Here is a 23,487-nt window from a genome sequence, read left to right on the forward strand (position 1 = left end):
CTTTTTGTAAGACTTTTTTGTTATGAACAAAATGCGAACCATATGCCGAATGTAACTGCGTATAACGGCAAAATGACGGCTAGTTTTTGCTTCCAACCTTTAAAAAAAGAAGAATTATGAGGTGCAAACCAAAGCTCTAACGTACCGTATACCAGCAGTGCTCCCGCTGCTAGTATGGCAATCACAGTCTCTCCTAGGTCCATAGCTATTCCTCACTTTCATTCTACGCGCTTGAAACTAAACGCTGCGTATATAGTAAATCTCATCATTACAAAAAACCTTATAATCGTGATGCATGCGGATTTCGAGCACTTTTTAACAATACATTTATTACCATTATATCATAATAAAAGCATTTTTGAAACTTTTTATACATGTAAATTATTGTATAATAAAAAGTAGACACAGAGAAAAAAGGGGAGGATTGTTTGAAGAGAACTCAGCTTGTGTTTGTTATTACCCTGCTTATTGAAGGGGGATTAACCTATGCGTGCTCATCATTTTTGTTTATCCGCTTTATTGAGCTTATGTTTTTTAGCGGACTTTTGTTTTCAGTTTTAACTTTTTGGTTTTCAAGCAGCGGAAGCAACAGCGCTCATTCTCACTATAACACTCACTCCATGAGGTTAATGTCTGGAGCCAATGTCGAACATAATCCGTTTCGTTTGCGCTGGACGGCTTATTTTCTTGCTTCTTTAAGCTTTACGGGAGTCGGCCTGATTTTTTTCATTCTGTTGCTGACGGACGTTATTCCTCCAGTAAGCTAAAAAACCTGCTCTTCACAGAGAGCAGGCACTTACGAGAACAGCTTGAGAAGCAGGCATTTTCGCCTTACTTTATTCGCAACAGCTTGAGTCACATGATCTTTTAAAGGCCGAGTCAATATTCGTTTCAGCGGATGTTTTAGCATTCGTTTGCTAATGGGAACTTTAAAAATGATGCTGAGAACGACTGTTGCAAAAACCGATAGCAGCAAGACCGCAAAAGGCTTTTTTTGAAACCATCTCGAAAAGATAAGCATCATTACATAAATAAGTGCTGACCACCCCAAATGCCAGCCGTGTCTAAATGTAATCCCCTTACACCTCAGACCAAGCCATTCTACAAATGAAGCTGTACATACCCATTTTACGATATATTTTACCTGTTTAAGAAGTGTAGACGGATAAGTAGCTAAGAACGACAAAATCATGAGAGGTGTAATAAACATAAGGTGTAAAATACGCAGTACTTTTAATGAAAGATGAGAAGATTTAAAATCCCAAAGCAACTTATCGTTACATAAAAAGTAATAAAGAATATTAAAAAAGCTCACGTATAAAACCCCAGCATATAGCTCGTGAATTTTTTTCCACGTTTTCTTCTGGATATTTTGAAAAATCAGCCATAGAAGGACAGAAATATGCACCTTTGTTCACCTCTCTAACGTCGTTTTTAGAACCAATGTTATTTTATTTTATTTTCATTTCGTTCTGCTTCTTTTCAATTTTCCGAATCCATCCAATCAGCAGCCGGTTAAGGTAGGATTTTAACGTTACGCTAATAAAGGTGTGGTACCACATCCAGCCTGTTTTCCATTCGATGAGCTTCGTTCGTTTTTCAGCCCATAATTCAATAAAAAACATGGGAATCGTAAAAAGTACAATTTTATATAAAATCTTTAACCCTTTATCGTGATACGTAGCCTGATTAATCATAACGGATATGCTAGGATACAGTAAAAAGTCGAACAACACATTAATTCTAAACTGTTTTTTCAGTAAGCGAGTTGGATATCGAAGAAGGCCGTGAGAGACAATAAATTTATCAATAATACCATTTGTTAAGGCATTAAATGCATAAGCCAGCAGCCAGTCTTTGATCGGTGGTTTTCTAAATAGAAAAGGGAGCATTCCCAGCCCTATAATCAGCATTGTACGTAAAAAATTCACTTCAAATTTTTTATTTCTCATAACCTTTTCGCTCCTTTCACCAAGTGTTGTTAGTATACCTTCGTGTCGATTGGCAGCTTAAGACGGTTGTTCTAATCCCGTTCTCTTTACGTACTTACATGTTTGTTTTAGTTTTCAGTTCTTTGAAGAGATTTATACATATGGTTGAGACATGAAAAAAGCCCGACTCTAATCAGTACGGGCTTCTTTCTTGATCTATTTTGTTCTTACCATCCAGCTACACAACCATCCGTTCGTGATTCACTTCCTCCGCATAGCACGCCGCTTTCAGGGTCTCTCCAAATAATCTGTCCGCGCCCAAATGCCATCGAATCCACGGCTACTTCAATTTTATGTCCTTTTCGTTCAAGCGCTTGTGCTACATGCGAAGGGAAAGTTGGCTCAACGAGCACGGTTTTATCTTTTTTCCACTGCCATCTTGGCGCATCTAAAGCGGCTTGAGGATGAAGGTGAAAGTCAATCGTATTCATGACAACTTGCATATGTCCCTGCGGCTGCATAAACCCGCCCATCACGCCAAAAGGTCCTACGGGCGCATTATTTTTAGTGAGAAAGCCTGGAATAATGGTATGAAACGTTTTTTTATTAGGAGCAAGACAGTTATCGTGATTAGGGTCCATTGAAAAATTGTGACCGCGGTTTTGCAGAGCAATTCCCGTTTCTGGAACAACGATTCCGGAACCAAAGCCCATATAATTACTTTGAATAAATGAAACCATGTTTCCTGCTTCATCAGCCGTTGCTAAATACACTGTTCCGCTTCCGACAGGTTCTCCTGCTTCAGGCTGCAGAGCATGTTCTTCTATAAGGCTGCGGCGATAGCTTGCATATGTATCAGACAGCAGTTCCCTGACAGGTACGTTCATTTTCGCTTCTTCGGTAATGTATTTTGCTCCGTCCGCAAACGCAAGCTTTATCGCTTCGATTTGTTTATGATACGTATCGACGGCGTCTTTTTCTTGAAGCTCAAAGCCTTTTACGATATTTAATGCCAGTAACGCAATAAGCCCTTGTCCGTTCGGAGGAATTTCCCAAACATCATATCCACGGTAGTGAGCGGAAATAGGATTTACCCACTCCGGTTCGTAAGCTGCCAAATCTTCTTTTGATAAAAAGCCGCCATATTTTTTGCTGAATGCATCCATACGTTCTGCAAGCTCACCTTTATAAAAGGCTTCTGCATTTGTCTCACCAATGAGCTGAAGCGTATGAGCATGATCAGTAGATGACCACATCTCTCCTGCTTTTGGTGCTCGTCCATTCGGCGCAAACGTTTGAAACCACGATTCAAATTCTTCGCTTGTATGTACTCGTTTAAACGTATCGTACGCTTGTTTCCATTGTTTAGCGAGTGTAGGCGCTAACGGAAATCCTTCCTTAGCATATTGAATAGCAGGCTCCAGCACTTGAGAAAGAGGTAGTTTACCAAATCGCTTTGATAAAGCAGCCCAACCAGCCGGAGCACCGGGAACCGTAACGGGAATCATTCCGTACTTAGGAATTTCTTTGTATCCTATTTCCTTCAGCGCATCAATGGAAATAGACTGCGGAGAAGGTCCGCTCGCGTTTAGTCCATACAGCTGATTATTCGTCCAAACAAGCGCAAACGCGTCTCCTCCGATCCCATTAGAAGCCGGCTCTAATACGGTAAGACTTGCCGCTGTCGCGATCGCTGCATCAATAGCATTGCCTCCTTTTTTTAAGATATCAAGACCTGCCTGCGCTGCAAGCGGCTGAGATGTGGATATCATTCCTTTCTTTGCATAAACGGGCACTCGGTAAGATGGATATGGATGATAATGCGGATCATAGTTCATAAAAGCTCCTCCTCTTTTACACTTCTTAATTTTATTTAATTTTCTAAATAATTAAACTTCTTTATTTTACCATATTTATAGCCCAGCGCCTTTCTTTTTATCTCAGAATGACATGACTTCATTTACCTAAAATTGGTATACTGATAGAGTAAAAGAATCGTCAAGGAGGATGATGTATGAAAAAAGTAAAAGCTGCCCTTCCACTCGCTGTTTCTTTAGCTCTCGGCCTTCAAGTACTTCCTATGTCCACTTCAACCATTCAAGCTGAAGCAGCGGCGAATGCTGCTCATCACTCAGCAAAAGTTGAAGTCAAACGAGCTAATTCATTTCTAACCAATCTATCGAACGGAAAAACAAAAGAAGCTACGCGCTACTTTTCCCGCAGCCTGCAGGCAAAAATGAGTGAAGACAACCTAAAAACGTGGTGGTCATCTTTAACCGCTCAGCTTGGTGCTGTAAAAAAGGTTGGTACAGCTGTACAAGGCGAAGTCAATACCGTTCATCGAAATATAGACATTCCCATTAAATTTGAACACGCATCAGCTACTTTAACCGTTCGATTTAGTCAAAATCGTCAAATTGATGACTGGCGAATTGTACCGGACGAGCGCCAATTTTCATTTTCCACACCGCCTTATGACACCCCTAAGAACTACAGTGAAAAACAGCTTTCAATCGGCAAAGCACCTTACGAACTTCCAGCAACGCTCACTCTTCCAATACGTTCAAAGCATCAAAATGTCCCCGTTGTCATTTTAGTTCACGGATCAGGTCCTTCTGATCAAGATGAAACCTTTATGAGCTTAAAGCCGTTTCGAGATCTGGCTTCAGGACTGGCTTCTCAAGGAATCGCCGTTTTACGCTACAACAAGCGTACATACGAACATACAGCTAAAATGTCCGGTGAAAGTAAGATAAGCGTTGACGATGAAACAACGGATGATGCCGTACTTGCAGTCAAAGCAATGGCGAAACAAAAAGGCATCGACAGCCGCAACATTTTTATACTAGGACACAGTCAAGGCGGCATGATGATGCCTCGAATTTTAAATCAAACGCCTGATAAAAGCGTGCGGGGCTCTGTTTTACTTGCTGCACCGAGCCGCACACTTCCAGAGTTAATGCTTGAACAATTTGCCTATCTTGTATCGCTGAATCAGCTTCCGAAAGAGCAGCTTTCTTTTTTCCAGCAGCAGTTTGCCATTTTACAAGACCCAAGCTTTTCGCCAGCTCAGCCGCCAAAAGAATTTTTGCTTGGCACGCCTTATTTTTGGTATGACTTAGCTCACTGGCACCCCGCAGAAATTGCAAAATCTCAGAAAACGCCGCTGCTTCTTTTACAAGGAGCGCGTGATTATCAAGTAACGACCGAAGATTTTGAAGGTTGGAAGCAAAGTTTATCTCAGCGTTCCGACACCTCCTTTAAGCTTTATTCAAAGCTCAACCACTTTTTCACAGAAGGATCCGGTGAAAAAAGCACGCCCGATGAGTATGCTGTTTCAGCCAATATTCCTTCTTATGTCATTGATGATATTGTCAAATGGGTTCGGGAAACGCAAAAGTAAAAAAGAGCGGCTTTGTCCGCTCTTTTTTTCTATTTCCTATTTAAGATGATATACGATTGATCGGAAGAAGCGGTGGATTTTCTTCCTTTTCCCCAGCCTACAGCTTCTCGGTAACTTCCGAGCAGGTGCTGATTAATTACATCCTGTTCATCTACTTCTGCAGTTTGATCAGCTAAAGGCGTTACGTATAAAGCATCTACCGGACAATACAGTTCACACATAAAGCAAGTTTGACAATCGGATTGACGAGCTATGGAAGGAGCTCCTCCCATGCGAGAGCGATCAAAGACATTTGTTGGACAAACGGATACACAAAGATTGCAGTTAATACACCGGTCTTCACTAAGGAGCTCAATCATTAAATAACCCCCTTTACGTGATTAGAAGACTTTGTTCCTAAGGGTCTCGCCCAGACTTCTTGCACGCCTCCGCTTAGAATCCGGTAGTGCTGTTTGGAATCCATAAATGGAAAATCGTCACGCCGGTGCATCCCTCTCGTTTCTTTTCTTTCTAATGCACTTGTATACATCCATCGCGCCGTTGCAGTCATTGACGCAAGCTCTCGACTTCTCACGATGTTTCTTTCTTTATCATACACTCCGTTCTTCAACTCATTCCACACCGCATTTAACCTCGTCAGAGAATCTTGCAATCTTGCTTCTGAACGAAACCAGTTCCGGTCATATGGAAAGACTTCGCGCTGAACCGATGCTATCATTTCTTTCGTATCAGCTGAATCAGAAGAAGCTACTGACTTTGTGATCCCTGACGCTTCTGATAAGCCTTTGGCATGCCGACTTGCAGTATTTCGCCCTTGCTTAACAGCGAATGCTGCCGCTGCTTTTCCTGACCAGCAGCCTGAAGAGATAGCCCATGCTGCATTATGGCTGCCTCCTCCGGTAAATCCTCCGCAGATTAATTCGCGTGTTGCCGCATCTCCGGCTGCATATAACCCTGGAATGTCGGTTCTACACGTTTCGTCTATAATGTGAATACCGCCTGTTCCTCTAACGGTTCCTTCAAAACGCAGGGTGATTGGAAACATTTGAGTAAAGGGATTCATATGAAGACGATTAAACGATAAAAAGAAATTTGGCTGTGATAAGCGCATTGCTTTTTGAATACGTTCATCCGCTTTATCCAGCCTTGCATAAACAGGCTGGGTCATTAACGTTCTGGCTATGATGGAACGTCCTTTATGAGAACCGGCTCCTTCAATCACTGTACCGTCTTCATAATAAAATGTAGCCCATTTATAAAATGCTGATTTTGTGATCGGAGAAAAAGCTGGCGAAATCGAATAAGCATTTGAAAACTCCATGCCGGAAAGCGACGCACCTGCTTCTGTAGCTAATAAGTAACCGTCTCCTGTTAAAACATTTGTACCGAGTGCTCCGCTCAGAAATGCACAGCCTCCCGTTGCAATCACAACTGCAGCAGCCTCCACTCTCCATGTTTCTTTCGTTTGATTATTGATTCCGCAAGCACCTGCCACACCGTATTCATCTGCAAGAAGCTCCAGTGCCGGGCTATGATCTAAAATCTGTACGCCTGCTTTTTGAAGCTGACGCCGCATTAGCCTCATATATTCAGGCCCTTGAAGTGTCGTTCGCTGAGAAATTCCTTTTTCATCTACAGGAAACGGATAGCCAAAATGAGCTAATTCATTTACTTGTTCAAACGTACAATCAAGCACTCGTTTCATCCAGCTTCTTTCAGCTAAATATCCCCCCAGCTCTTCTCTGCTTTTCATTGCTTCTAGCTGTTCATCAGAAGTAGGTTTCACATACCAAACTCCTGTACCCGAAGGCGCAGTTGCTCCGCTCGTTCCGCAATATCCTTTATCAACAAGTACAGCTTTTGCACCTTCTTTAACTGCTTGCAGAGCTGCCCATGCACCGGCAGGGCCTCCTCCAATAATTAATACATCTGTATGAAAATGAAAGTCGGCAGTCATATACGCATCCCCCTCTTAAAATGTTTGCGCTCTCAAAAACCTTATTAAGAAAAACCTTGCTTATTATCCACTCGACTATTTTGCTCATCGCTAAATCTATACCAACTATTCCGTTCCAGAATCCAACTCTTCCATAACACCCATTCAATATAAAAAGGAGACCAGTCCATTTGTTTCACCACAATGGTCTGGCCTCCAGTTGCCTAGTAGGCGCTTTTTCGTACAGTATCATCAATACCAAGTAATTCACTTTGTTTAATTATATATTAAAAGTTTATGCTACGATTGTCAATGATTATGTTATTCTTAGAATTTATTTGAATCGTTCGTATCTCGTATTGACAACTCTATGAATTTTTTGGTAAATTAATCTCACTAAACATATAGGATTTAAAAACCGACCAGACAACTGGAGGCTCTCATTCTTTTTAATAGATGAGAGTCTTTTTTGTTTCTTTGGTTAAGGGTTTTAATACGATAAGGAGGTCAAGTATGGCAAGTGCTCAACCACACGTAATTCAATCCCGTCAAGACATTATCAACTTTGTTAATTCAAATCCAGTTACCTCTAAAAGCTGGAAAATCATTTTAGTAGCTTTAGGGGGCATTTTTGTCGATGCCTACGACTTTACCAGTCTCGGAATTGGAGCTGATCAATTAAAGGAACAATTTAACCTTTCTCCTGCCGGCCTTGGAAGCCTTACAGCTATTATGGCCTTTGGCGCCTTGCTAGGAGCTACTGTAGGAGGATATTATACGGACAAATTCGGCCGCAACAAAATGTTTTTAATCGATTTATTTTTCATGGTATTCTCTGCTCTTGGCGCTGCTTTAGCGACTGATTTAGTTTGGTTATTTATCTTTCGGTTTTTAATGGGCGTAGGCGTAGGACTAGATGTTCCGGTAGCGCTCAGCTTTATTGCTGAGTTTAGTAATTTAAAGAAAAAAGGCCAATACGTGAACTTGTGGTGTCCCCTGTGGTACGTGGCCGCAACTGTTACTGGACTTGTTGTTCTTCCTTTTTACCTGCTCGGGCAACACGAAGACATTTGGCGCTGGTCGGTAGGATTTGGAGCTGTTGCTGCACTAATCGTGTTAATTTTGCGCTACCGCTACATGGATGAAAGTCCAATGTGGGCGGCTCATCATCTTCCGCTTAAAGAAGCTGTCAAGGTGTTAGAAAAAACCTATGACATACAAGTCACGGTGGCTAAAAACGCAAAAGAAGAACCAGTATCTCGTTCAAAAAAACTGTCTTACAAAGCTATTTTCCAAGGAAAGTATCGGGCTCGGACATTTCTAGCTTCCATCATTACGGCTACTCAAAGTATGCAGTATTTTGCAGTTGGCTTCTATATTCCAACCATCTCCACGCTTATTTTTGGCAAAGGAATGATTTATGCAATTATCGGTACTCTTTTCTTTAATTTATTTGGGATTATTGGCGGCTTTACACAATCACGGCTAACTGAACAAGTTGGCATAAGAAAACTTGCGATTACAGGCTATATCATTTGTTCTTTAAGCTTGGTCCTGATGGGACTAACAGGTGATGCTCATTTTATTGCGCTGCCCATTTTATTTATTGCTTTATTTATTTTTGGTCAATCTTTTGGCCCAGGAGCGCAAGGGATGACAATGGCCACTCTTTCTTACCCTACTGAACTGCGAGGGCTAGGCTCTGGATGGGGGCAAGGAACAACGCGTATCGGCAGCATTTTAGGTTTTTACTTATTCCCGGTTGTCCTTTCGATTGGCGGAATTTATACAACATTTCTCGTCCTTACAATCGTTCCCGTTATTGGTCTGATCGCGACGTTTCTTATTAAGTGGGAGCCTATTGGCACAGATGTCGAAAAAGAAGAAGAACAAGGATTTGAAATCAATAAAAGCTTTAGTGAAAAAAGTGAGGTCTATCACTAACTATCATTCTAGTAAAACAGGCGAAACGCAAAACACCTTCAAGTACAGTGTACTTGAAGGTGTTTTTTTCTTTAAAGATCGATAAAAAAATCCTCGTAAAAAGCTATGCAAAGCGCCCCATCACTACTGTATTATAGAACTTGCCGTCTGACAGCACCTTGTCATTTTTTAATACTCCTTCTACTTCAAATCCGAACTTTTCATATAAATCAATGGCTTTTTTATTCGTTTCTAACACATTCAGCGTCATTTTCTTCATGCTCGCGCTCTCTGCCCACAGTATGGATTGCTGCAAAAAACCTTTGCCAATTCCGTATCCCCAATATTCTTTTGCGATGCATACACCAAACTCTACTTTATGAGCCAATCGCTTCAACTGATTACCTTCACATCTTGAAAATCCGACAATTTCATTATGTACAACCGCTACTAAAAATAAGTTTCGTTTACTTTCTGTGTCACGTTGAATAAGTTTTTCAAAGTCGGATTCGTCCATATACCCTTCTCCTGATTCACGATCTAAGTTTTCCGTTTCTCCATCTAGCTGAACTCTTAGGTGAGACAGTTCGTTTGCATCGCGAATGTGAGCTGAACGAATGATGTACTGAAGTCCTTTTACATGGTAAATCTGTTGATTGATGACCATCCTATACCTCCACATGTATTTCTTTCATTCAATCTATCAATTAGTTTTAATTCCCTTTATTATAAATATTATACATAAAGAATTGAAAGAGAGTTGAAGGAATTGCTTTGGTTATTGCTTTTGATTCTATACGGCATTTACAAGTTTTATAAATCAAGGAGACCGCTAACGAAGTTTGATCATTTTTACGAGAGAGCGTTTGAGCTGGAAGAGAAAAAGCGCTATGGAGATGCGCTTGATATACGTAACCAAGGAATTGAACTCCATACCCTTACCGATTTAGAACGAGCTGATTTACATTTAGCGAACGGGCGTATGCTTTTAAAACTAAAGCAATATGAAGAATCAACGAAACACTACGATGCATCATTTAAACTCGCAAAATACGAAAAGTTTCCTTACTCAGAGGGATTCGACGAGGTCATTGAAGCCTACTTGTATGCGGGGCGTAAAGAAGATGCGCTGATAATAACCAATGACATGTTAAAACGGCAAAGCTATGATCGAAAATTTAAGAAGCTCGAGGCTTTAAAAGAAAAGCTTCTTTCATACGAAGACTCATGGTAAAATTAAACAAATGAAAGCGTATTATTAAGAGCGATTGAGGTGAGCATAGTGGTCATAACGATTATTGTAGGAGTGCTGGGTCTGATTGGTTTAATTGCAGCAGGATTTGCGACGAATTATAAAGATACGAAGTAAGGATACATAAAAAAGAACAAGAACCAAATAGGTTCTTGTTCTTTTTTTAACGAGCCAACAGCTTTTCAGTAACGCGCAAAAACATCTTTACTCCGACTTCAAGCGAGGCTTCATCTACGGTAAACTTCGGATGATGATGAGGGTATACGATGCCTCCTTCTTCATTTCGTGCTCCAATGTTAAAAAACGCCCCTTCCGTTTCCTGCAGGTAAGCTGAAAAATCTTCTCCTCCCATTTTAGGAGACAGCGTTTTAACCCGTTCTTTTCCATATTCTTCGATAGCTGTTTCTTCAATTAAACGCGTAATTTCTTCAGAGTTAATGACAGGGTGATAGCCTTTTTCATATGTGAAGGTGTACTCTGCACCGTAGGCTTCTGTTATTCCTTTTACAATCCGGTCGATTTGTGCCGGAACTTTTTCTCGCAGAGCCGCGTCAAAGCTTCGAACGGTACCGTTCAGCTGCACTTTATCAGGAAGTACGTTGTGCGTAGTTCCTCCGTGGAATTGTGTAACCGATACGACTAATTTATCGATTGGATTCGTCGTTCTTGAAACAATGGTTTGAAGGTTTGTCACAATTTGCGCTCCTACAACGATGGCGTCAACTGCTTCATGAGGCGCCGCGGCGTGTCCTCCTTTTCCTTTAATCGATATATTAAACGTGTCAGGCGAAGCCATCATAGGACCTGCAAGCACGCCAATTTCTCCGACCGGAAGGCCAGAATTCAAGTGTGTGCCAATCACGTAATCCACACCTTCCATCACGCCTTCTTTCACAAGCTCCTGCGCTCCTCCTGGGAGCAGCTCTTCTGCGTGTTGAAAAATCAAGCGAATTTCTCCTTTAAATTCATTTCCTAACTGAGAAAGCACAGAAGCTACTTCTAGCAAAATAGCCGTGTGACCGTCATGTCCGCATGCATGCATCACGCTTTTATGAACCGAAGCAAATGAAAACGTATTTTCTTCTTCAATCGGCAGCGCGTCCATATCCGCTCGAATCGCAACTACTTTTCCCTCTTCTTTCCCTATTAATCTAGCTACCACGCTTGTTGGTGTAGGACGCGTAATGATAAAGCTTTCAAACGAACGAAGCGTATCTTCAACAAACTGAGCCGTTCGGTGCTCTTGAAACGATAATTCAGGATAGCGATGAAAGTGTCTTCTCCATTCAATTACTTGCTTCTTCAAGCTTTCTGTGACGCTGTATTCACCGATTGATTTGACTGTCATAAACAAATTCCCCCTTTGTTTGACTATATCGATTGGCTGGAACGGAAAGATTTAAATTTCCGCGCAGCGTATCGCTTTCATATGAAGTGTCGTAAAGCCCACGCTCTTGTAAAATAGGCACCACTTTTTCCACAAACTGATGAAACGTCTCGCTCATAAACGGGCGAAGCACAAATCCATCCGCTGCTTCCTGCTCATACCATTTTTGCATTTCATTCGCTACGTGCTCAGGTGTTCCTGAAAACGGCGAACGCGGCAAAATTGTTTCAAGCGCGACCTCTCTTAACGTTAATTTCCGAGCAGCCGCCGCTTGTTTAATTTTATTCGTGGTGCTTTGAAAGGCATTGGCTCCGATATCCCCTAACTCTGGAAACGGTGCGTCTAGGTCAAATTGCTGAAAGTCATAATCATCAAAAAAACGAGCTAAATATGTAATGGCATGATCAATTGGAATTAAAGCGGCAAGCTCTCTATATCTTCTTTCTACATCTTCCTCGCTATCTCCTATAATTAAATTAATACTTGGAAAAATGAGAAGCTCTTCAGGATTTCTCCCGTGATTTTTTGCTCTATTTTTCATATCTTGATAGAATGCCTGCGCCTCTTCTAGTGTATGTGCATTTGTGTAAATCGCATCCGCATTTTCCGCTCCGAAACCTCTTCCCCTTTCTGATGAGCCAGCTTGAAACACAACCGGATGTCCTTGCTTTGAACGAGCAATATTTAAAGGCCCTTGAACTTGAAAATGTTTGCCTTTAAACCCAAGCGTATGCATTTTTTTCGGATCAAAAAACTGACCGGTTTCTTTTTGATAGATAAAAGCATCGTCTTCCCACGAATCCCACAGCCCTTTTACTACGTCGAGATGCTCTTTTGCCATTTCGTATCGCTCGCTGTGAACAGGAAGATATCCTCTGCTGTGATTGCGCGCTGCCCCTTCTTGCGGAGAAGTAACTAAGTTCCATCCTGCTCGGCCACCGCTGATATGATCAAGAGACATCAGCTGACGAGCGATTGTAAAAGGCTCACTGAAACTTGTTGAAATCGTTCCAACTAGTCCGATGTGACTCGTAGAAGCAGCAAGAGCTGACAGCAGCGTAATTGGCTCAAAACGATTTAAAAAGTGAGGAATAGACTTTTCAGATATGGCTAATCCATCCGCAATAAAGACAAAGCTGAAAAGTCCTTTTTCTAATATACGCGCTTGTTTCTTATAAAACTCAATATTAATGCTCGCATCAGGCTCTACGTCCGGATGTCTCCATCCATCCGTCGTATTTCCAAGTCCTTTAATATTTGCTCCTAGCTTTAGCTTTCTTTTTTTACTCAACGTATACTTCCTCCTTTTTATGACAAATAAAAAGGAGATGCTTTGATTGTTCAAAGCATCTCCAGTCGTCTGGTCGATTGTTTTTAAATAGCTGTTTATTCGACTTATCTGCATGTTATACCTACTATCCCGGTAAGTCAAATTAGCTTTTTAAATATTTCCTTTTATTTCTGTAAAACTACAGCTGCATTTCTTTCCTAACAGCTCTCTTTTTCCTTAGAGTTCAGCGTATGTTTATAAACTATGCTCAGCCAGTGTTATTCTTTACATTTTAAAAAGAACCCCTATGAATCTACTAACATATATGGTAAATAAAAGAATATTACTATAAAATGAGTATAAAAACAGAAAGCGTGGTACGTGTTATTGTTTAAACTTCTTTTAATTGAAGATGATGTAACGCTGTTTAACGAACTGAAAGAGCGGTTGGAGCAATGGTCATATGATGTTTATGGCATCCGTGATTTCAGTAACGTTATGCAGGAGTTTAGCGAGGTAAAACCTGATTTAGTGATTATGGATATTCAGCTGCCGAAGTATGACGGATTCCACTGGTGCAGAATGATTCGCTCTCACTCGAAAATCCCTATTATATTCCTATCTTCACGAGATCATCCTTCTGATATGGTCATGTCTATGCAGTTTGGAGCCGACGACTTTGTGCAAAAGCCGTTTCATTTTGATGTGCTTGTAGCAAAAATACAAGCCCTTCTCCGCCGCGTGTATAATTACAGCGTTGAACAAGTAAGTCTTCTTTCGTGGCAAGGCGCAACGATTGATTACGAAAAAAATAAAGTATCAACGGAATCTAAAGCTATTGAGTTAACCAAAAATGAAATCTTTATTTTAAAATGCTTAATATATAAAAAGAATACGATTGTAAGCCGAGATGAGCTGATTAATAGTTTGTGGGAAGATAAACGGTTTATCAGTGATAATACCCTAACGGTAAACGTCAATCGCCTGCGAAAAAAGTTAGATGAAATTGGACTGGGAAGCTTTATTGAAACAAAAGTCGGTCAAGGCTACGTAGCGATTGAAGAGGAACGCTATGATTAAACTCTTTATTCGCGAGCGTCTAAGCTGGATCCTTTTCTTTTTTATCATACATTTTTTTATGCTATTTATCGCGTATATTGATGAATCCATTCCTCTGTCTTCGATTCTCTATATCGTGTTTTTATCATCGATTATCTTTCTTATTTTTTGCGTCTTCCGCTATCAGAAAGAAACGAAATTTTACCAAGGGTTAAAAGATGAAGAGGATTTCTTTGATTCTTCTACTCTTTCTCATCCGCTGCGCCCCTTTGAAAAGATTGTTCAGCAAAATCTGATGCAACAATTAGAACAGGCGAAAAAAGATGCGGTGCAAACTCAGCTGCACGTGACGCAGGAAAAAGATGAAATGTTAGCTTGGATTCACGAAATTAAAACGCCGTTAACTGCAATGCATTTAATAATTGAACGCTTAGAAAATCGAGAAGTTAAAGCAAACTTGACGTTCGAGTGGCTCCGTATTCACTTTTTACTTGATCAACAGCTGCATCAAAAGCGCATTTTCTTTATCGAAAATGATATGTATATTGAACATCTGGATTTAGAGTCCCTTATTTTCACCGAGATCAAAACGCTGCAAGCTTGGTGTATGCAAAAAAATATTGGGTTTGATGTGGACATACAGGCAGAACGTGTACTGTGTGACGCAAAGTGGCTTTCGTTTATTATGAGACAGCTCTTAACAAACGCAGTCAAGTACAGTGAAGCATCTGACGTAATGATTAGAAGCTACAAGCACCTTGGTCAAGTGTACGTCGAGATAAAAGACAGCGGACGCGGCATTTCTCCTCAAGATATGCCGCGCATTTTTGAAAAAGGTTTTACATCAACCACTCAGCATGAAGACAGCCGTGCCACAGGTATGGGTTTGTATCTCGCTCAAAAAGCTGCGCACGCTCTTTCTATTCACATTGGCGTGCAGTCAGCTCTTAACGAAGGCACGACGTTTACACTTGCCTTTCCTAAATCAAATGATTTTGTTGATATGAAAAGCATGTGACAAAAATGTCACATGCTTTCGTTATTTGTTCGGTGAATCAAAGGAAAAGCTAAAGCCCTTTTTCTATAATAAACGTATCAGATTAAAGGAGTGAGTACATATGAACATATTAGAAGCAACTAATATTCATAAAAGCTACGGAAATAAATTTAATAAACAAGAAGTATTAAAAAGTGTAGATATTATGATTATGAAAGGAGAATTTGTAGGAATTATGGGGGCTTCCGGCTCAGGTAAAACCACGCTTCTGAACGTGCTTTCCTCGATTGATAAAATCAACGGCGGAACCATCAAAATTGAAGGAAATGAAATTAGCAGAATGAAAGAAAAGCAGTTAGCAAACTTTCGAAAAACACATTTAGGCTTTATTTTTCAAGACTATAACTTACTGGATACACTGACAGTCAAAGAAAATATCCTCTTGCCGCTTTCTGTTGTCAAAACTCCTTCAGCAGTAGCTCACAAAAAATTTGACGCGCTAGCCAAACAGCTTGGCATCTATGAGCTCAAAGATAAATATCCAAATGAAATTTCGGGCGGACAAAAACAGCGTACCTCTGCCGCAAGAGCCTTTATTCATGAACCAAGCATGATTTTCGCTGACGAACCAACCGGTGCACTTGACTCAAAAGCAGCTAGCGATTTATTAAACAAACTGACCGAGCTTAATGACAAAAGAAGCGCAACAATTGTGATGGTAACGCATGACCCAGTGGCAGCCAGCTATTGCAGTAAAGTGATCTTTATAAAAGACGGACAAATTTATACGCAGCTGTATAAAGGGGATCAAACGCGAAAAGACTTCTTTGAAGATATTATGAAAACTCAAGGTGTACTAGGCGGAGTGCAAGATGAATATTAATCAGCTCGTCTTCCGCAACTTCAAAAAGAATGTAAAAAACTATTATTTGTACGTTTTTGCACTGGTTTTCAGCGCAGCTTTATATTTTGCTTTTGTCACGCTTCAGTACGATCCTGCTCTTGATGCAACCAAAGGCTCCATTAAAGGAGGCGCAGCCGTTCGGGCCGCTTCTGTTTTACTTGTAGCCATTGTTTCTATCTTTCTATTATATGCAAACACGATATTTATCAAACGGCGCAGTAAAGAAATTGGCTTATTTCAGCTAATTGGCATGACCAAAACAAGAATTTTTCGTATCTTGACGGCTGAAAATTTTATGCTGTACTTTAGCTCATTGATTGTCGGCATTTTAATCGGATTTTCATTTTCAAAAGTAATCATCATGATTTTATTTAAAATCACCGATACAAAAGGCATTGCCAAGCTTCACTTTTCAGAAGAAGCCTTGATTCAAACGCTGATTGTGTTCGGCGTCATCTATTTGTTAATCATGACGATGAACTATCTTTTTATTAAAAGACAGACCATTTTAGCCCTATTCCGAGTTACTTCGTCGACAGAAGGCAAAACGAAAAAAATTAGTATATTTGAAATTATTATTGGAATTCTTGGCATGATCTTTATTGTTTCCGGCTACTATATTTCTGCTAAATTGTTTGACGGATCTTTTACAAGCATGAATGCTTTGTCCATCGCAATGGTATCCATTTTAGCTTCGGTTATCATCGGAACCTATTTGTTTTATAAAGGGTCCGTTCGCTTTTTATTAAATCTTATGCGAAAAAGCAAAAAAGGCTATTTGTCGATTAACGACGTATTATCTCTTTCTTCCATTATGTTTCGAATGAAATCAAACGCATTATTACTAACGGTGATTACAACCGTATCGGCTCTTGCTATCGGTTTTCTATGTTTGAGCTACATTTCCTATTACTCTGCTGAAAAGTCGGCTGGAGACTATGTACCTAACGATTTTTCGATCAATAATACAAAAGACGCTGCTTCGTTTAAAGCCGCGCTGGATCAAAAGAAGATAGCATATACAGAAAAAAAGATTGACGTCATCCAAGTAAAAGCAAACGTAAAAAGCATCTTAGAACATGAACTAAAAAGTCCAATGGTCGACTCATCTGCTATGACGATTCCGATGATTAGTGAAAAATCAGTTAATGGCTTAAATCTAGCTCAAAACGAAACCTTGTTTACCGGGTATAATAATATGCTTCAAAAAACAATGGCATTTAAAGATTCGGGACAAATTGAGTTAAAAGGAAAGCAAAAAGTAATTCCACAAAAATTTGTAGGATTAAAGCGAAAGTTTCTTCTATCTATTTATTTTACAGGGGGCGGTTTGCCTACTGCCATTGTAGATGATGCTGTATTTAATGAGCTTAAACAGAATGCGGACCCTTCTATTCAAAAAGAGTCGTCTATCTACACTGGAATAGACATATCAAATGAAGATAACTTAAAAAAAGCAAATGAGCTTTTCGGAGAGATGAAATTTAGCAATAACAGCTTAAATGATTCCCGTATGGATATGATGGGGAGCCAAAAGCAGACTATGGGTCTAATCATGTTCATTGTTGCTTTTCTAGGACTGGCATTTTTAATCACATCAGGGTGCATTCTTTACTTCAAGCAAATGGACGAAAGTGAAGATGAAAAGCCAAACTATACAATTCTTAGAAAGCTAGGATTTACTGAAAAAGACTTACTAAACGGAATAAAAATAAAACAGCTCTTTAATTTCGGCATCCCGTTAATCGTAGGCTTGCTTCACAGCTATTTTGCCGTGCAATCCGGCTGGTTCTGGTTTGGAACAGAGGTTTGGACACCTATGATTATCGTTATGGTTGTTTATACGGCCCTGTACTCTATCTTTGGTATATTATCGGTTCTTTACTATAAAAAAATTATTAAAGAAGCTCTTTAAAGATAAAAAGCACAAGCTATAGCTTGTGCTTTTTATCTTTAAATGCCATTAATTGCTGGCATTTTCTTTATTTCCCTGACTGGCTGCATGTAAAAAACCTTCTAGTCGCTTTTTGACAAACGGCCATTCGTCGTCAATTATACTGAAGATAACCGAATCTCGTACGTATCCATCTGGTAAAAGCATATGTTTTCTGCTAATGCCTTCTTGCGTAGCACCTAACCGTTTAATAGCCGCTCTAGACCGCTTGTTTCGCACATCCGTTTTGAACTGAACGCGGTGAAACTTCAGCTCTTCAAAACAGTATTTTAATAATAAATACTTACACTCCGTGTTGACTCGAGTTCGCCACACGGATGGATGATACCACGTCCACCCTATTTCGACGCTTTTGTTAGGAAGTGATATATCTAAAAATCTTGTGCTTCCTACAATTGAATGTGACTCTATATCAAATACAGCAAAAGGCAGCTCTCTTCCTTCCTGCTTTGCTGTTAAAGCACTTTCAATCAGCTGTTTCATATCACTTAGACGATGAACTTTTATCGGGAGATGCTCCCAAATTTCTTTCGGTTTTGCAGCTTCATAGAGTCCTTGCTCATGCATTTTTTCAAGCGGCACTAGCTTTACCGCTGTTCCTACAAGTTCAACTGACTTTAGCATAACCTCGCTCCTTTTTGATACGTTTAAAGAAAATGTTAATACAGGTATACGTACTGAAAAAGGGTCAGTTTCTGCTTATTGCAAGGTATCACTTTCAGCGTGTATAGCTAGTGATCAGCTAAGTGCTTTTCGAGAAAGTCACTTACTGTTTGGAAGGCTTCGTCCGCTGATTCTTTATTAAAGGTTTGTGAAAAAGGATTCATAAACCCATGAAATCCATAAAACTTTTTGATTTCCAAAAGCGGCTCTCTTTTTTGCTCTAGTGAGTTTATTAAACGGTCTACATCAAATGTTTGCTCTTCAGCGGGAAAAATAAGAAGAGTTGGACACACAGGACGTCTATTTATATAGTCTCTAATGCGCGATCCGTAACAGCCAATCACAAAGTCACACAAATTGTTTTCACTGCATAGCCACGATATTGTGGCTCCTACACTAAATCCCATGATCCCTACTTCTTCATATTCTTGTTTTAGCTGAATTAACATGTTAGTAATTTGTTTTGAACCCTCGTCAATCCCAATGTTTTGAACAAAGTTCTGATAAGCCATTCCTTCTTCTTCATAACTATAAGAAACGTCTTTAGATAGTAAGTTAGGGCAGATAATATCTGCCCCTAACTTAGACAATTCCTGTTTTACAAACTTCATATGATCGTTCACACCGTATATTTCATGAATTAATAAAATGGCTTTATTTGATTTTTTCATTTCTTTTATAAAACAGTCGTTTCTCTCGCCAGTTCACGGTGCAATACGTCTCCCATGCGCTTCATGCCTTCTACGATTTGCTCCGCAGACATATTGGAATAATTCAAGCGCAGCGCGTTGTTTCTTGTGCCATTTGGAAAGAATGGTGTTCCCGGAACACAGGCTACGTTATTTTTTAGACATTCTGAAAAGATATGTGCTGAATCGATTCCTTGGGGCAGCTCTACCCAAATAAACAATCCGCCTTCTGGCTTACTGTAAGACAAATTCTCCGGGAAAAATTCTTCAATACAAGATAACATTTGTGTACATCGCTCTTTGTACACAGCTTTAATTTTTTGAATGTGCTCTTCAATATCATAAAGCTCCATATACTTAGCCGTTATCCGCTGAGCAAGGCTGTCCGTATGCAAGTCAGCCACTTGTTTAAATGCCACGTACTTATCAATGAAAGCTTCATCTGCGCACACCCAGCCGATTCGAAGACCTGGTGCAAAAATTTTAGAGAATGTGCTGATATAAATAACTCTGCCTTCTGTATCAAACTGCTTAACGGGCGGAAGGGTTTCTCCTGCAAATCGTACGCCTCCGTACGGATTGTCTTCTACAATCAGCACGTCGTATGCATTCGCAAGCTCGATCATTCGCTGACGTCTTTCTCGCGTTAAGGTGCGTCCTGTAGGGTTTTGAAAATCTGGAATTGTATAGATAAATTTCGCATGCGGATTTTCTTGAAGTTTTTTCTCCAGCTCTTCCATAATCATTCCGTCTTCGTCCATATCTACTTCTACAAACGTTGCATTGTAAGATTTGAAGACGTTAATGGCTGCTAGGTACGTTGGACTTTCACAGATTACCACGTCTCCATCATTAAGAAACAGCCTTCCTGTAAGATCGATTGCCTGCTGAGATCCGGACGTAATTAAAATGTTTGAAACAGCGGACTCGATGCCGATATGCTTCATTCGTGTCGAAATGGCTTCTCGTAAAGGAATATACCCTTCAGTTGTACTGTATTGAAGCGAAGCGGCTCCGTCTTCATTTAATACGGCGCGGCACGCATCGTTCATTGCTTCAACGGGAAATAGCTCCGGCGCTGGAAGTCCTCCTGCAAACGAAATCACTTCTGGTCGTTCCGTTACTTTTAAAATTTCGCGCGTTTCAGAGGATTTTACAAGACTAGCTCGTTGGGCAAATTTATCTTTCATTGTTGATCATTCCTTTTTTAGATTTTAAACTTTTGCAGTGACTCAAACTTTCAATGGTAAAAATAATTATTCGAATAGTCAGAAAAATTAAGACAGATGCTTCTATTCATGAGATTATGCAGCTTTTACAGCTTGCAAGATGCCTTTTTAACAGACAACTAGCATGTGCGTCCTCTCTGACTCTCCCTTTCTCCTTTCAATATATATTTTCTTATTCCCTATCTGCAATACAATTCAAAGGTCGTACGATAAATGTGGCCTTATATTTAATGTATGTTAAAAAGGATAACATAAAATTCAAATAAATAAACAATAAATTCTACAAATTCTTAATTTTTTATACAAATATATTTATTTCAGTAAACCATTATGTAAGATTCCTTTCCCTTTTCATTGACCTGCCGTATAAAACTCGTTATAATCCTTATTAACTCGATAAGATTTAAAGGTTTTAGTACAGGAGTGATGAAAAGTGAAATGGTTTCATTTTCTGTTTAATGAACGATGCCCAAAATGTAAGCAAGTGTTAAATACATCAAAATCTAATGCACTTCACGCGACTGTAGTGAAAGTGTGTCCGTCTAACCACTATCAAAAAGAATTTCACCCTGCGCTTGAAACGTATGTAGAAAGTAATGGAACAATATAAAAAAAGCTATGGGAATCCATAGCTTTTTTATAGTAGCCCCCACCAAATCTTAATTGCCGTTGCTAAAATCAAACCGGCAAGGATCCACTGAAGCACTTTTGTATTCATTTTCTGACCAACTTTTGCACCGACTGGAGAGGCAATTAAACTTGCCGCAACTAAAATAAGTGCCGGTATAAATGGGACTTGATGGGTCACCAGCTTTCCAACCGTTGAACCAATGGAAGAAATAAAGGTAACGGCTAGTGAAGTTGCGATGGTTATTCGAGTTGGAATTTTAAGCACCACAAGCATCACAGGAACTAAAATAAAGGCTCCCCCTGCTCCTAACACTCCTGCTACGGCTCCAATAAGCAGTGATAAAATAGAAGCTAGTCCTTTATTGAATTGAAGTTCGCCTTCTTTTATCTTATCTACATTTTTCTTTGGAATAAACATCATCATAACCGCAATAAGAGCTAAAACTCCATATACAACATTTAATCCTTGTTCACTCATATAATGTGAGAGGTAGCTTCCAAGCATGCTCCCAATTAGAATATTGCTGCCCATGTATAAAATTAATGATTTGTTTAAAAATCCGCTTTTTCGATACGCCCATACGCCGCCTAATGTCGCAAAGAATACTTGAATGGCTCCTGCACCTGAGACGTGATGAGCCGTTAATGCTCCTACTCCTACTAATGGAGGAATATACAACAGCATCGGATAATTAATAACAGACCCGCCAATACCGACCATACCGGAAATGAACGACCCAATAAATCCAATAAGAAAAAGCGTGATGATAAATGTAAGATCCATCTATAGTCGCTCCGTTTCATATAAGGAAAGGGTACCTTTTACAAGAGATACCCTTTTCGTCTATTATTTCTTATCCTTTTTTAATCCAAAATTTAAGAACGTCGCCTTCTTCTGTATGAAGAAGCTCGTGACCGCCAGATTTTGCCCAGGCTCCAAGGTCATTTTTTGCCCCTTTATCCGTTGCGTGAATTTCTAACACTTGACCTGCTTCTAATTCATTCATTGCTTTTTTTGTTTTAACAATCGGCATTGGACATGCCAGCCCTTTTGCATCTAGTACTTTATTTGATTCCATTTCTCTCTCTCCTTTGTTTAGGTTTTAGCGAATCGCACAGCGGTTTGGTCCAATTTCCATTTCACGCTGTTTTTCTTCATCTGGGCTTACTTTTCCCATGTTGGTTTCACGAATTTCTTGATACGCATTTGGCTGCGGCGGTAAATTATCTGTTACTAAGTGTCTGAACTCTGCTTCGTTTTCAATATTTAATCCATGATTTTCCGCAAACAACGCACCTAACTTTTCAGCTACGCTTCCGTTGTCATTTAGCTCATCAATAATCATAAAGTGAGCTGGTAATACGATTAACTCATCTGACAATGCTTTATAACGTGTATAAAGCGTTTCTCTCAAATCGCCTACCCAGTCTTCAGCCATACCAGCTAAATCAGGACGTCCAATTGAATCAATGAACAAAATATCACCTGAAAGCAAATATTGATCGTCTAAGATAAAAGAAGTTGATCCAATCGTATGACCCGGTGAATAAAGAGGCTGAATCGTAATCATTGTGTTACCAATCACGACATCGCTGCCTTCTTCTAAAGCCTTGTAGTCAAAAACCACTTCTTCTGCATCTTTTGGAGGCAGCCAGTACGCTGCATTTGTTGCTTCCGCAATAACTCTTCCTCCTGAAATGTGATCTGCATGAAGGTGCGTATCAAACACGTGCTTAACCGTGACACCAAGTTCTTTGGCAAAGTGGATGTACACATCTGCCATACGCGTCGCATCAATAATAGCCGCTTCACCGTTTGATACGATCATATAAGATAAGCACCCTTTACCGATACGAACAAACTGATAGATCTCTCCGCCGTCTTTTAAATCGCCAACTTTAACAGGCTCTAAATATTCACTCCACGCTTTCATACCGCCTTTAAGGTACGATACGGTAAGACCAGCTTCAGAAAGCATGTCAGCTACCATCACGGATGAACCTTCTTTAGCACAAACAACTAATACTTCTTTATCAGAAGGGATTTTTTCTAAGATTTCTTCTACTCCGTCTAAAAGATCGAAGTATGGAACATTTAAATGCTGAAATTGATGACCTTCAATTTTCCAATCGCTAAAATCACTTTCGTTACGAACGTCCAAGATAAATAACGCTTCTTTATTGATAATTTTAGATGTAACTTCTTTTGCAGTAAGTACATGTACTGTCATATTAAAATACCTCCTTAGGTATATGAACT

General features: G+C 39.9%; 24 protein-coding genes. 9 read left to right on the forward strand and 15 right to left on the reverse strand.

The window, feature by feature from the left end; translation table 11 throughout:
* Positions 1–20: 20 nt before the first annotated feature.
* The gene (locus WKH56_RS22815; RefSeq protein ID WP_033580308.1) at positions 21–203 is read right to left on the reverse strand and encodes a hypothetical protein; all 183 of its coding nucleotides are present in this window, start codon (positions 201–203) and stop codon (positions 21–23) included.
* Positions 204–428: 225 nt separating this feature from the next.
* Between WKH56_RS22815 and WKH56_RS22820 the strand changes: the two genes are divergently transcribed.
* Positions 429–767, forward strand: coding sequence for a hypothetical protein (locus WKH56_RS22820; RefSeq protein ID WP_221832534.1), 339 nt, complete (start codon positions 429–431; stop codon positions 765–767).
* Positions 768–796: 29 nt separating this feature from the next.
* Here the strand turns inward: WKH56_RS22820 and WKH56_RS22825 are convergent, their stop codons facing one another.
* From WKH56_RS22825 to ggt, 3 genes are all read right to left on the reverse strand, one after another.
* On the reverse strand, positions 797–1,408 hold the full coding sequence (locus WKH56_RS22825) for a CBO0543 family protein (protein WP_034263929.1): 612 nt from the start codon (positions 1,406–1,408) through the stop codon (positions 797–799).
* A gap of 43 nt (positions 1,409–1,451) precedes the next feature.
* Positions 1,452–1,952, reverse strand: coding sequence for a CBO0543 family protein (locus WKH56_RS22830; RefSeq protein WP_243494886.1), 501 nt, complete (start codon positions 1,950–1,952; stop codon positions 1,452–1,454).
* 206 nt (positions 1,953–2,158) lie between these two features.
* On the reverse strand, positions 2,159–3,769 hold the full coding sequence (ggt, locus tag WKH56_RS22835) for a gamma-glutamyltransferase (protein WP_243494887.1): 1,611 nt from the start codon (positions 3,767–3,769) through the stop codon (positions 2,159–2,161).
* Between the two features lie 176 nt (positions 3,770–3,945).
* On the opposite strand from ggt, the gene WKH56_RS22840 reads away from it, so the two are divergent.
* Positions 3,946–5,334 carry an alpha/beta fold hydrolase gene (locus tag WKH56_RS22840; RefSeq protein ID WP_275210986.1) on the forward strand — a complete coding sequence of 463 codons (1,389 nt, stop codon included), beginning with the start codon at positions 3,946–3,948 and terminating at the stop codon, positions 5,332–5,334.
* 29 nt (positions 5,335–5,363) lie between these two features.
* On the opposite strand, the gene WKH56_RS22845 is transcribed toward WKH56_RS22840, so the two are convergent.
* Both WKH56_RS22845 and WKH56_RS22850 read right to left on the reverse strand, forming a co-directional pair.
* On the reverse strand, positions 5,364–5,693 hold the full coding sequence (locus WKH56_RS22845; RefSeq protein ID WP_217027305.1) for a 4Fe-4S dicluster domain-containing protein: 330 nt from the start codon (positions 5,691–5,693) through the stop codon (positions 5,364–5,366).
* Positions 5,693–7,291 (reverse strand): FAD-dependent oxidoreductase, encoded by a 1,599-nt coding sequence (locus tag WKH56_RS22850; protein WP_275210985.1) that lies wholly within the window; start codon positions 7,289–7,291, stop codon positions 5,693–5,695. The genes WKH56_RS22845 and WKH56_RS22850 overlap by 1 nt, the downstream gene beginning before the upstream one ends.
* A gap of 492 nt (positions 7,292–7,783) precedes the next feature.
* On the opposite strand from WKH56_RS22850, the gene WKH56_RS22855 reads away from it, so the two are divergent.
* Positions 7,784–9,214, forward strand: a complete 1,431-nt coding sequence (locus tag WKH56_RS22855; RefSeq protein ID WP_243494889.1) for an MFS transporter — start codon at positions 7,784–7,786, stop codon at positions 9,212–9,214.
* Between the two features lie 103 nt (positions 9,215–9,317).
* On the opposite strand, the gene WKH56_RS22860 is transcribed toward WKH56_RS22855, so the two are convergent.
* Positions 9,318–9,860, reverse strand: a complete 543-nt coding sequence (locus WKH56_RS22860) for a GNAT family N-acetyltransferase (protein WP_275210984.1) — start codon at positions 9,858–9,860, stop codon at positions 9,318–9,320.
* Between the two features lie 102 nt (positions 9,861–9,962).
* Here WKH56_RS22860 and WKH56_RS22865 point away from each other — a divergent pair, with 102 nt between their 5' ends.
* Positions 9,963–10,427, forward strand: coding sequence for a hypothetical protein (locus tag WKH56_RS22865; RefSeq protein WP_063247402.1), 465 nt, complete (start codon positions 9,963–9,965; stop codon positions 10,425–10,427).
* 181 nt (positions 10,428–10,608) lie between these two features.
* Here the strand turns inward: WKH56_RS22865 and WKH56_RS22870 are convergent, their stop codons facing one another.
* Both WKH56_RS22870 and WKH56_RS22875 read right to left on the reverse strand, forming a co-directional pair.
* On the reverse strand, positions 10,609–11,793 hold the full coding sequence (locus tag WKH56_RS22870; RefSeq protein WP_275210983.1) for an amidohydrolase: 1,185 nt from the start codon (positions 11,791–11,793) through the stop codon (positions 10,609–10,611).
* Positions 11,771–13,123, reverse strand: a complete 1,353-nt coding sequence (locus WKH56_RS22875) for an LLM class flavin-dependent oxidoreductase (protein ID WP_275210982.1) — start codon at positions 13,121–13,123, stop codon at positions 11,771–11,773. Before WKH56_RS22875 ends, WKH56_RS22870 begins: the two co-directional genes overlap by 23 nt.
* Before the next feature lie 366 nt (positions 13,124–13,489).
* On the opposite strand from WKH56_RS22875, the gene WKH56_RS22880 reads away from it, so the two are divergent.
* From WKH56_RS22880 to WKH56_RS22895, 4 genes are all read left to right on the forward strand, one after another.
* The gene (locus WKH56_RS22880; RefSeq protein WP_033580356.1) at positions 13,490–14,182 is read left to right on the forward strand and encodes a response regulator transcription factor; all 693 of its coding nucleotides are present in this window, start codon (positions 13,490–13,492) and stop codon (positions 14,180–14,182) included.
* The gene (locus tag WKH56_RS22885) at positions 14,175–15,179 is read left to right on the forward strand and encodes a sensor histidine kinase (RefSeq protein WP_275210981.1); all 1,005 of its coding nucleotides are present in this window, start codon (positions 14,175–14,177) and stop codon (positions 15,177–15,179) included. Before WKH56_RS22880 ends, WKH56_RS22885 begins: the two co-directional genes overlap by 8 nt.
* Before the next feature lie 100 nt (positions 15,180–15,279).
* Entirely contained in the window at positions 15,280–16,041 is a 762-nt protein-coding gene (locus WKH56_RS22890) for an ABC transporter ATP-binding protein (protein ID WP_048019567.1), read from the forward strand.
* Entirely contained in the window at positions 16,031–17,977 is a 1,947-nt protein-coding gene (locus WKH56_RS22895; RefSeq protein WP_168761037.1) for an ABC transporter permease, read from the forward strand. Before WKH56_RS22890 ends, WKH56_RS22895 begins: the two co-directional genes overlap by 11 nt.
* 48 nt (positions 17,978–18,025) lie before the next feature.
* Here WKH56_RS22895 and WKH56_RS22900 read toward each other — a convergent pair whose 3' ends face one another.
* The 3 genes from WKH56_RS22900 to WKH56_RS22910 form a co-directional block, all read right to left on the reverse strand.
* Positions 18,026–18,640 carry a GNAT family N-acetyltransferase gene (locus tag WKH56_RS22900; RefSeq protein WP_310883963.1) on the reverse strand — a complete coding sequence of 205 codons (615 nt, stop codon included), beginning with the start codon at positions 18,638–18,640 and terminating at the stop codon, positions 18,026–18,028.
* 107 nt (positions 18,641–18,747) lie between these two features.
* On the reverse strand, positions 18,748–19,350 hold the full coding sequence (locus WKH56_RS22905; protein WP_255901757.1) for a dienelactone hydrolase family protein: 603 nt from the start codon (positions 19,348–19,350) through the stop codon (positions 18,748–18,750).
* A 5-nt stretch (positions 19,351–19,355) separates the two neighbouring features.
* Positions 19,356–20,558, reverse strand: coding sequence for an aminotransferase-like domain-containing protein (locus WKH56_RS22910; protein WP_255901760.1), 1,203 nt, complete (start codon positions 20,556–20,558; stop codon positions 19,356–19,358).
* Between the two features lie 472 nt (positions 20,559–21,030).
* Here WKH56_RS22910 and WKH56_RS22915 point away from each other — a divergent pair, with 472 nt between their 5' ends.
* Positions 21,031–21,207, forward strand: coding sequence for a hypothetical protein (locus WKH56_RS22915; RefSeq protein ID WP_014459168.1), 177 nt, complete (start codon positions 21,031–21,033; stop codon positions 21,205–21,207).
* A 27-nt stretch (positions 21,208–21,234) separates the two neighbouring features.
* Here WKH56_RS22915 and WKH56_RS22920 read toward each other — a convergent pair whose 3' ends face one another.
* The 3 genes from WKH56_RS22920 to WKH56_RS22930 form a co-directional block, all read right to left on the reverse strand.
* Positions 21,235–22,011, reverse strand: a complete 777-nt coding sequence (locus tag WKH56_RS22920; protein ID WP_034263899.1) for a sulfite exporter TauE/SafE family protein — start codon at positions 22,009–22,011, stop codon at positions 21,235–21,237.
* 70 nt (positions 22,012–22,081) lie between these two features.
* A complete protein-coding gene (locus WKH56_RS22925; protein ID WP_221832511.1) occupies positions 22,082–22,306 on the reverse strand; it encodes a sulfurtransferase TusA family protein in 225 nt (74 codons plus the stop codon).
* A gap of 24 nt (positions 22,307–22,330) precedes the next feature.
* The gene (locus WKH56_RS22930; protein WP_221832509.1) at positions 22,331–23,458 is read right to left on the reverse strand and encodes an MBL fold metallo-hydrolase; all 1,128 of its coding nucleotides are present in this window, start codon (positions 23,456–23,458) and stop codon (positions 22,331–22,333) included.
* Positions 23,459–23,487 lie beyond the last annotated feature (29 nt).

The sequence above is a fragment of the Priestia sp. SB1 genome (assembly GCF_038898415.1).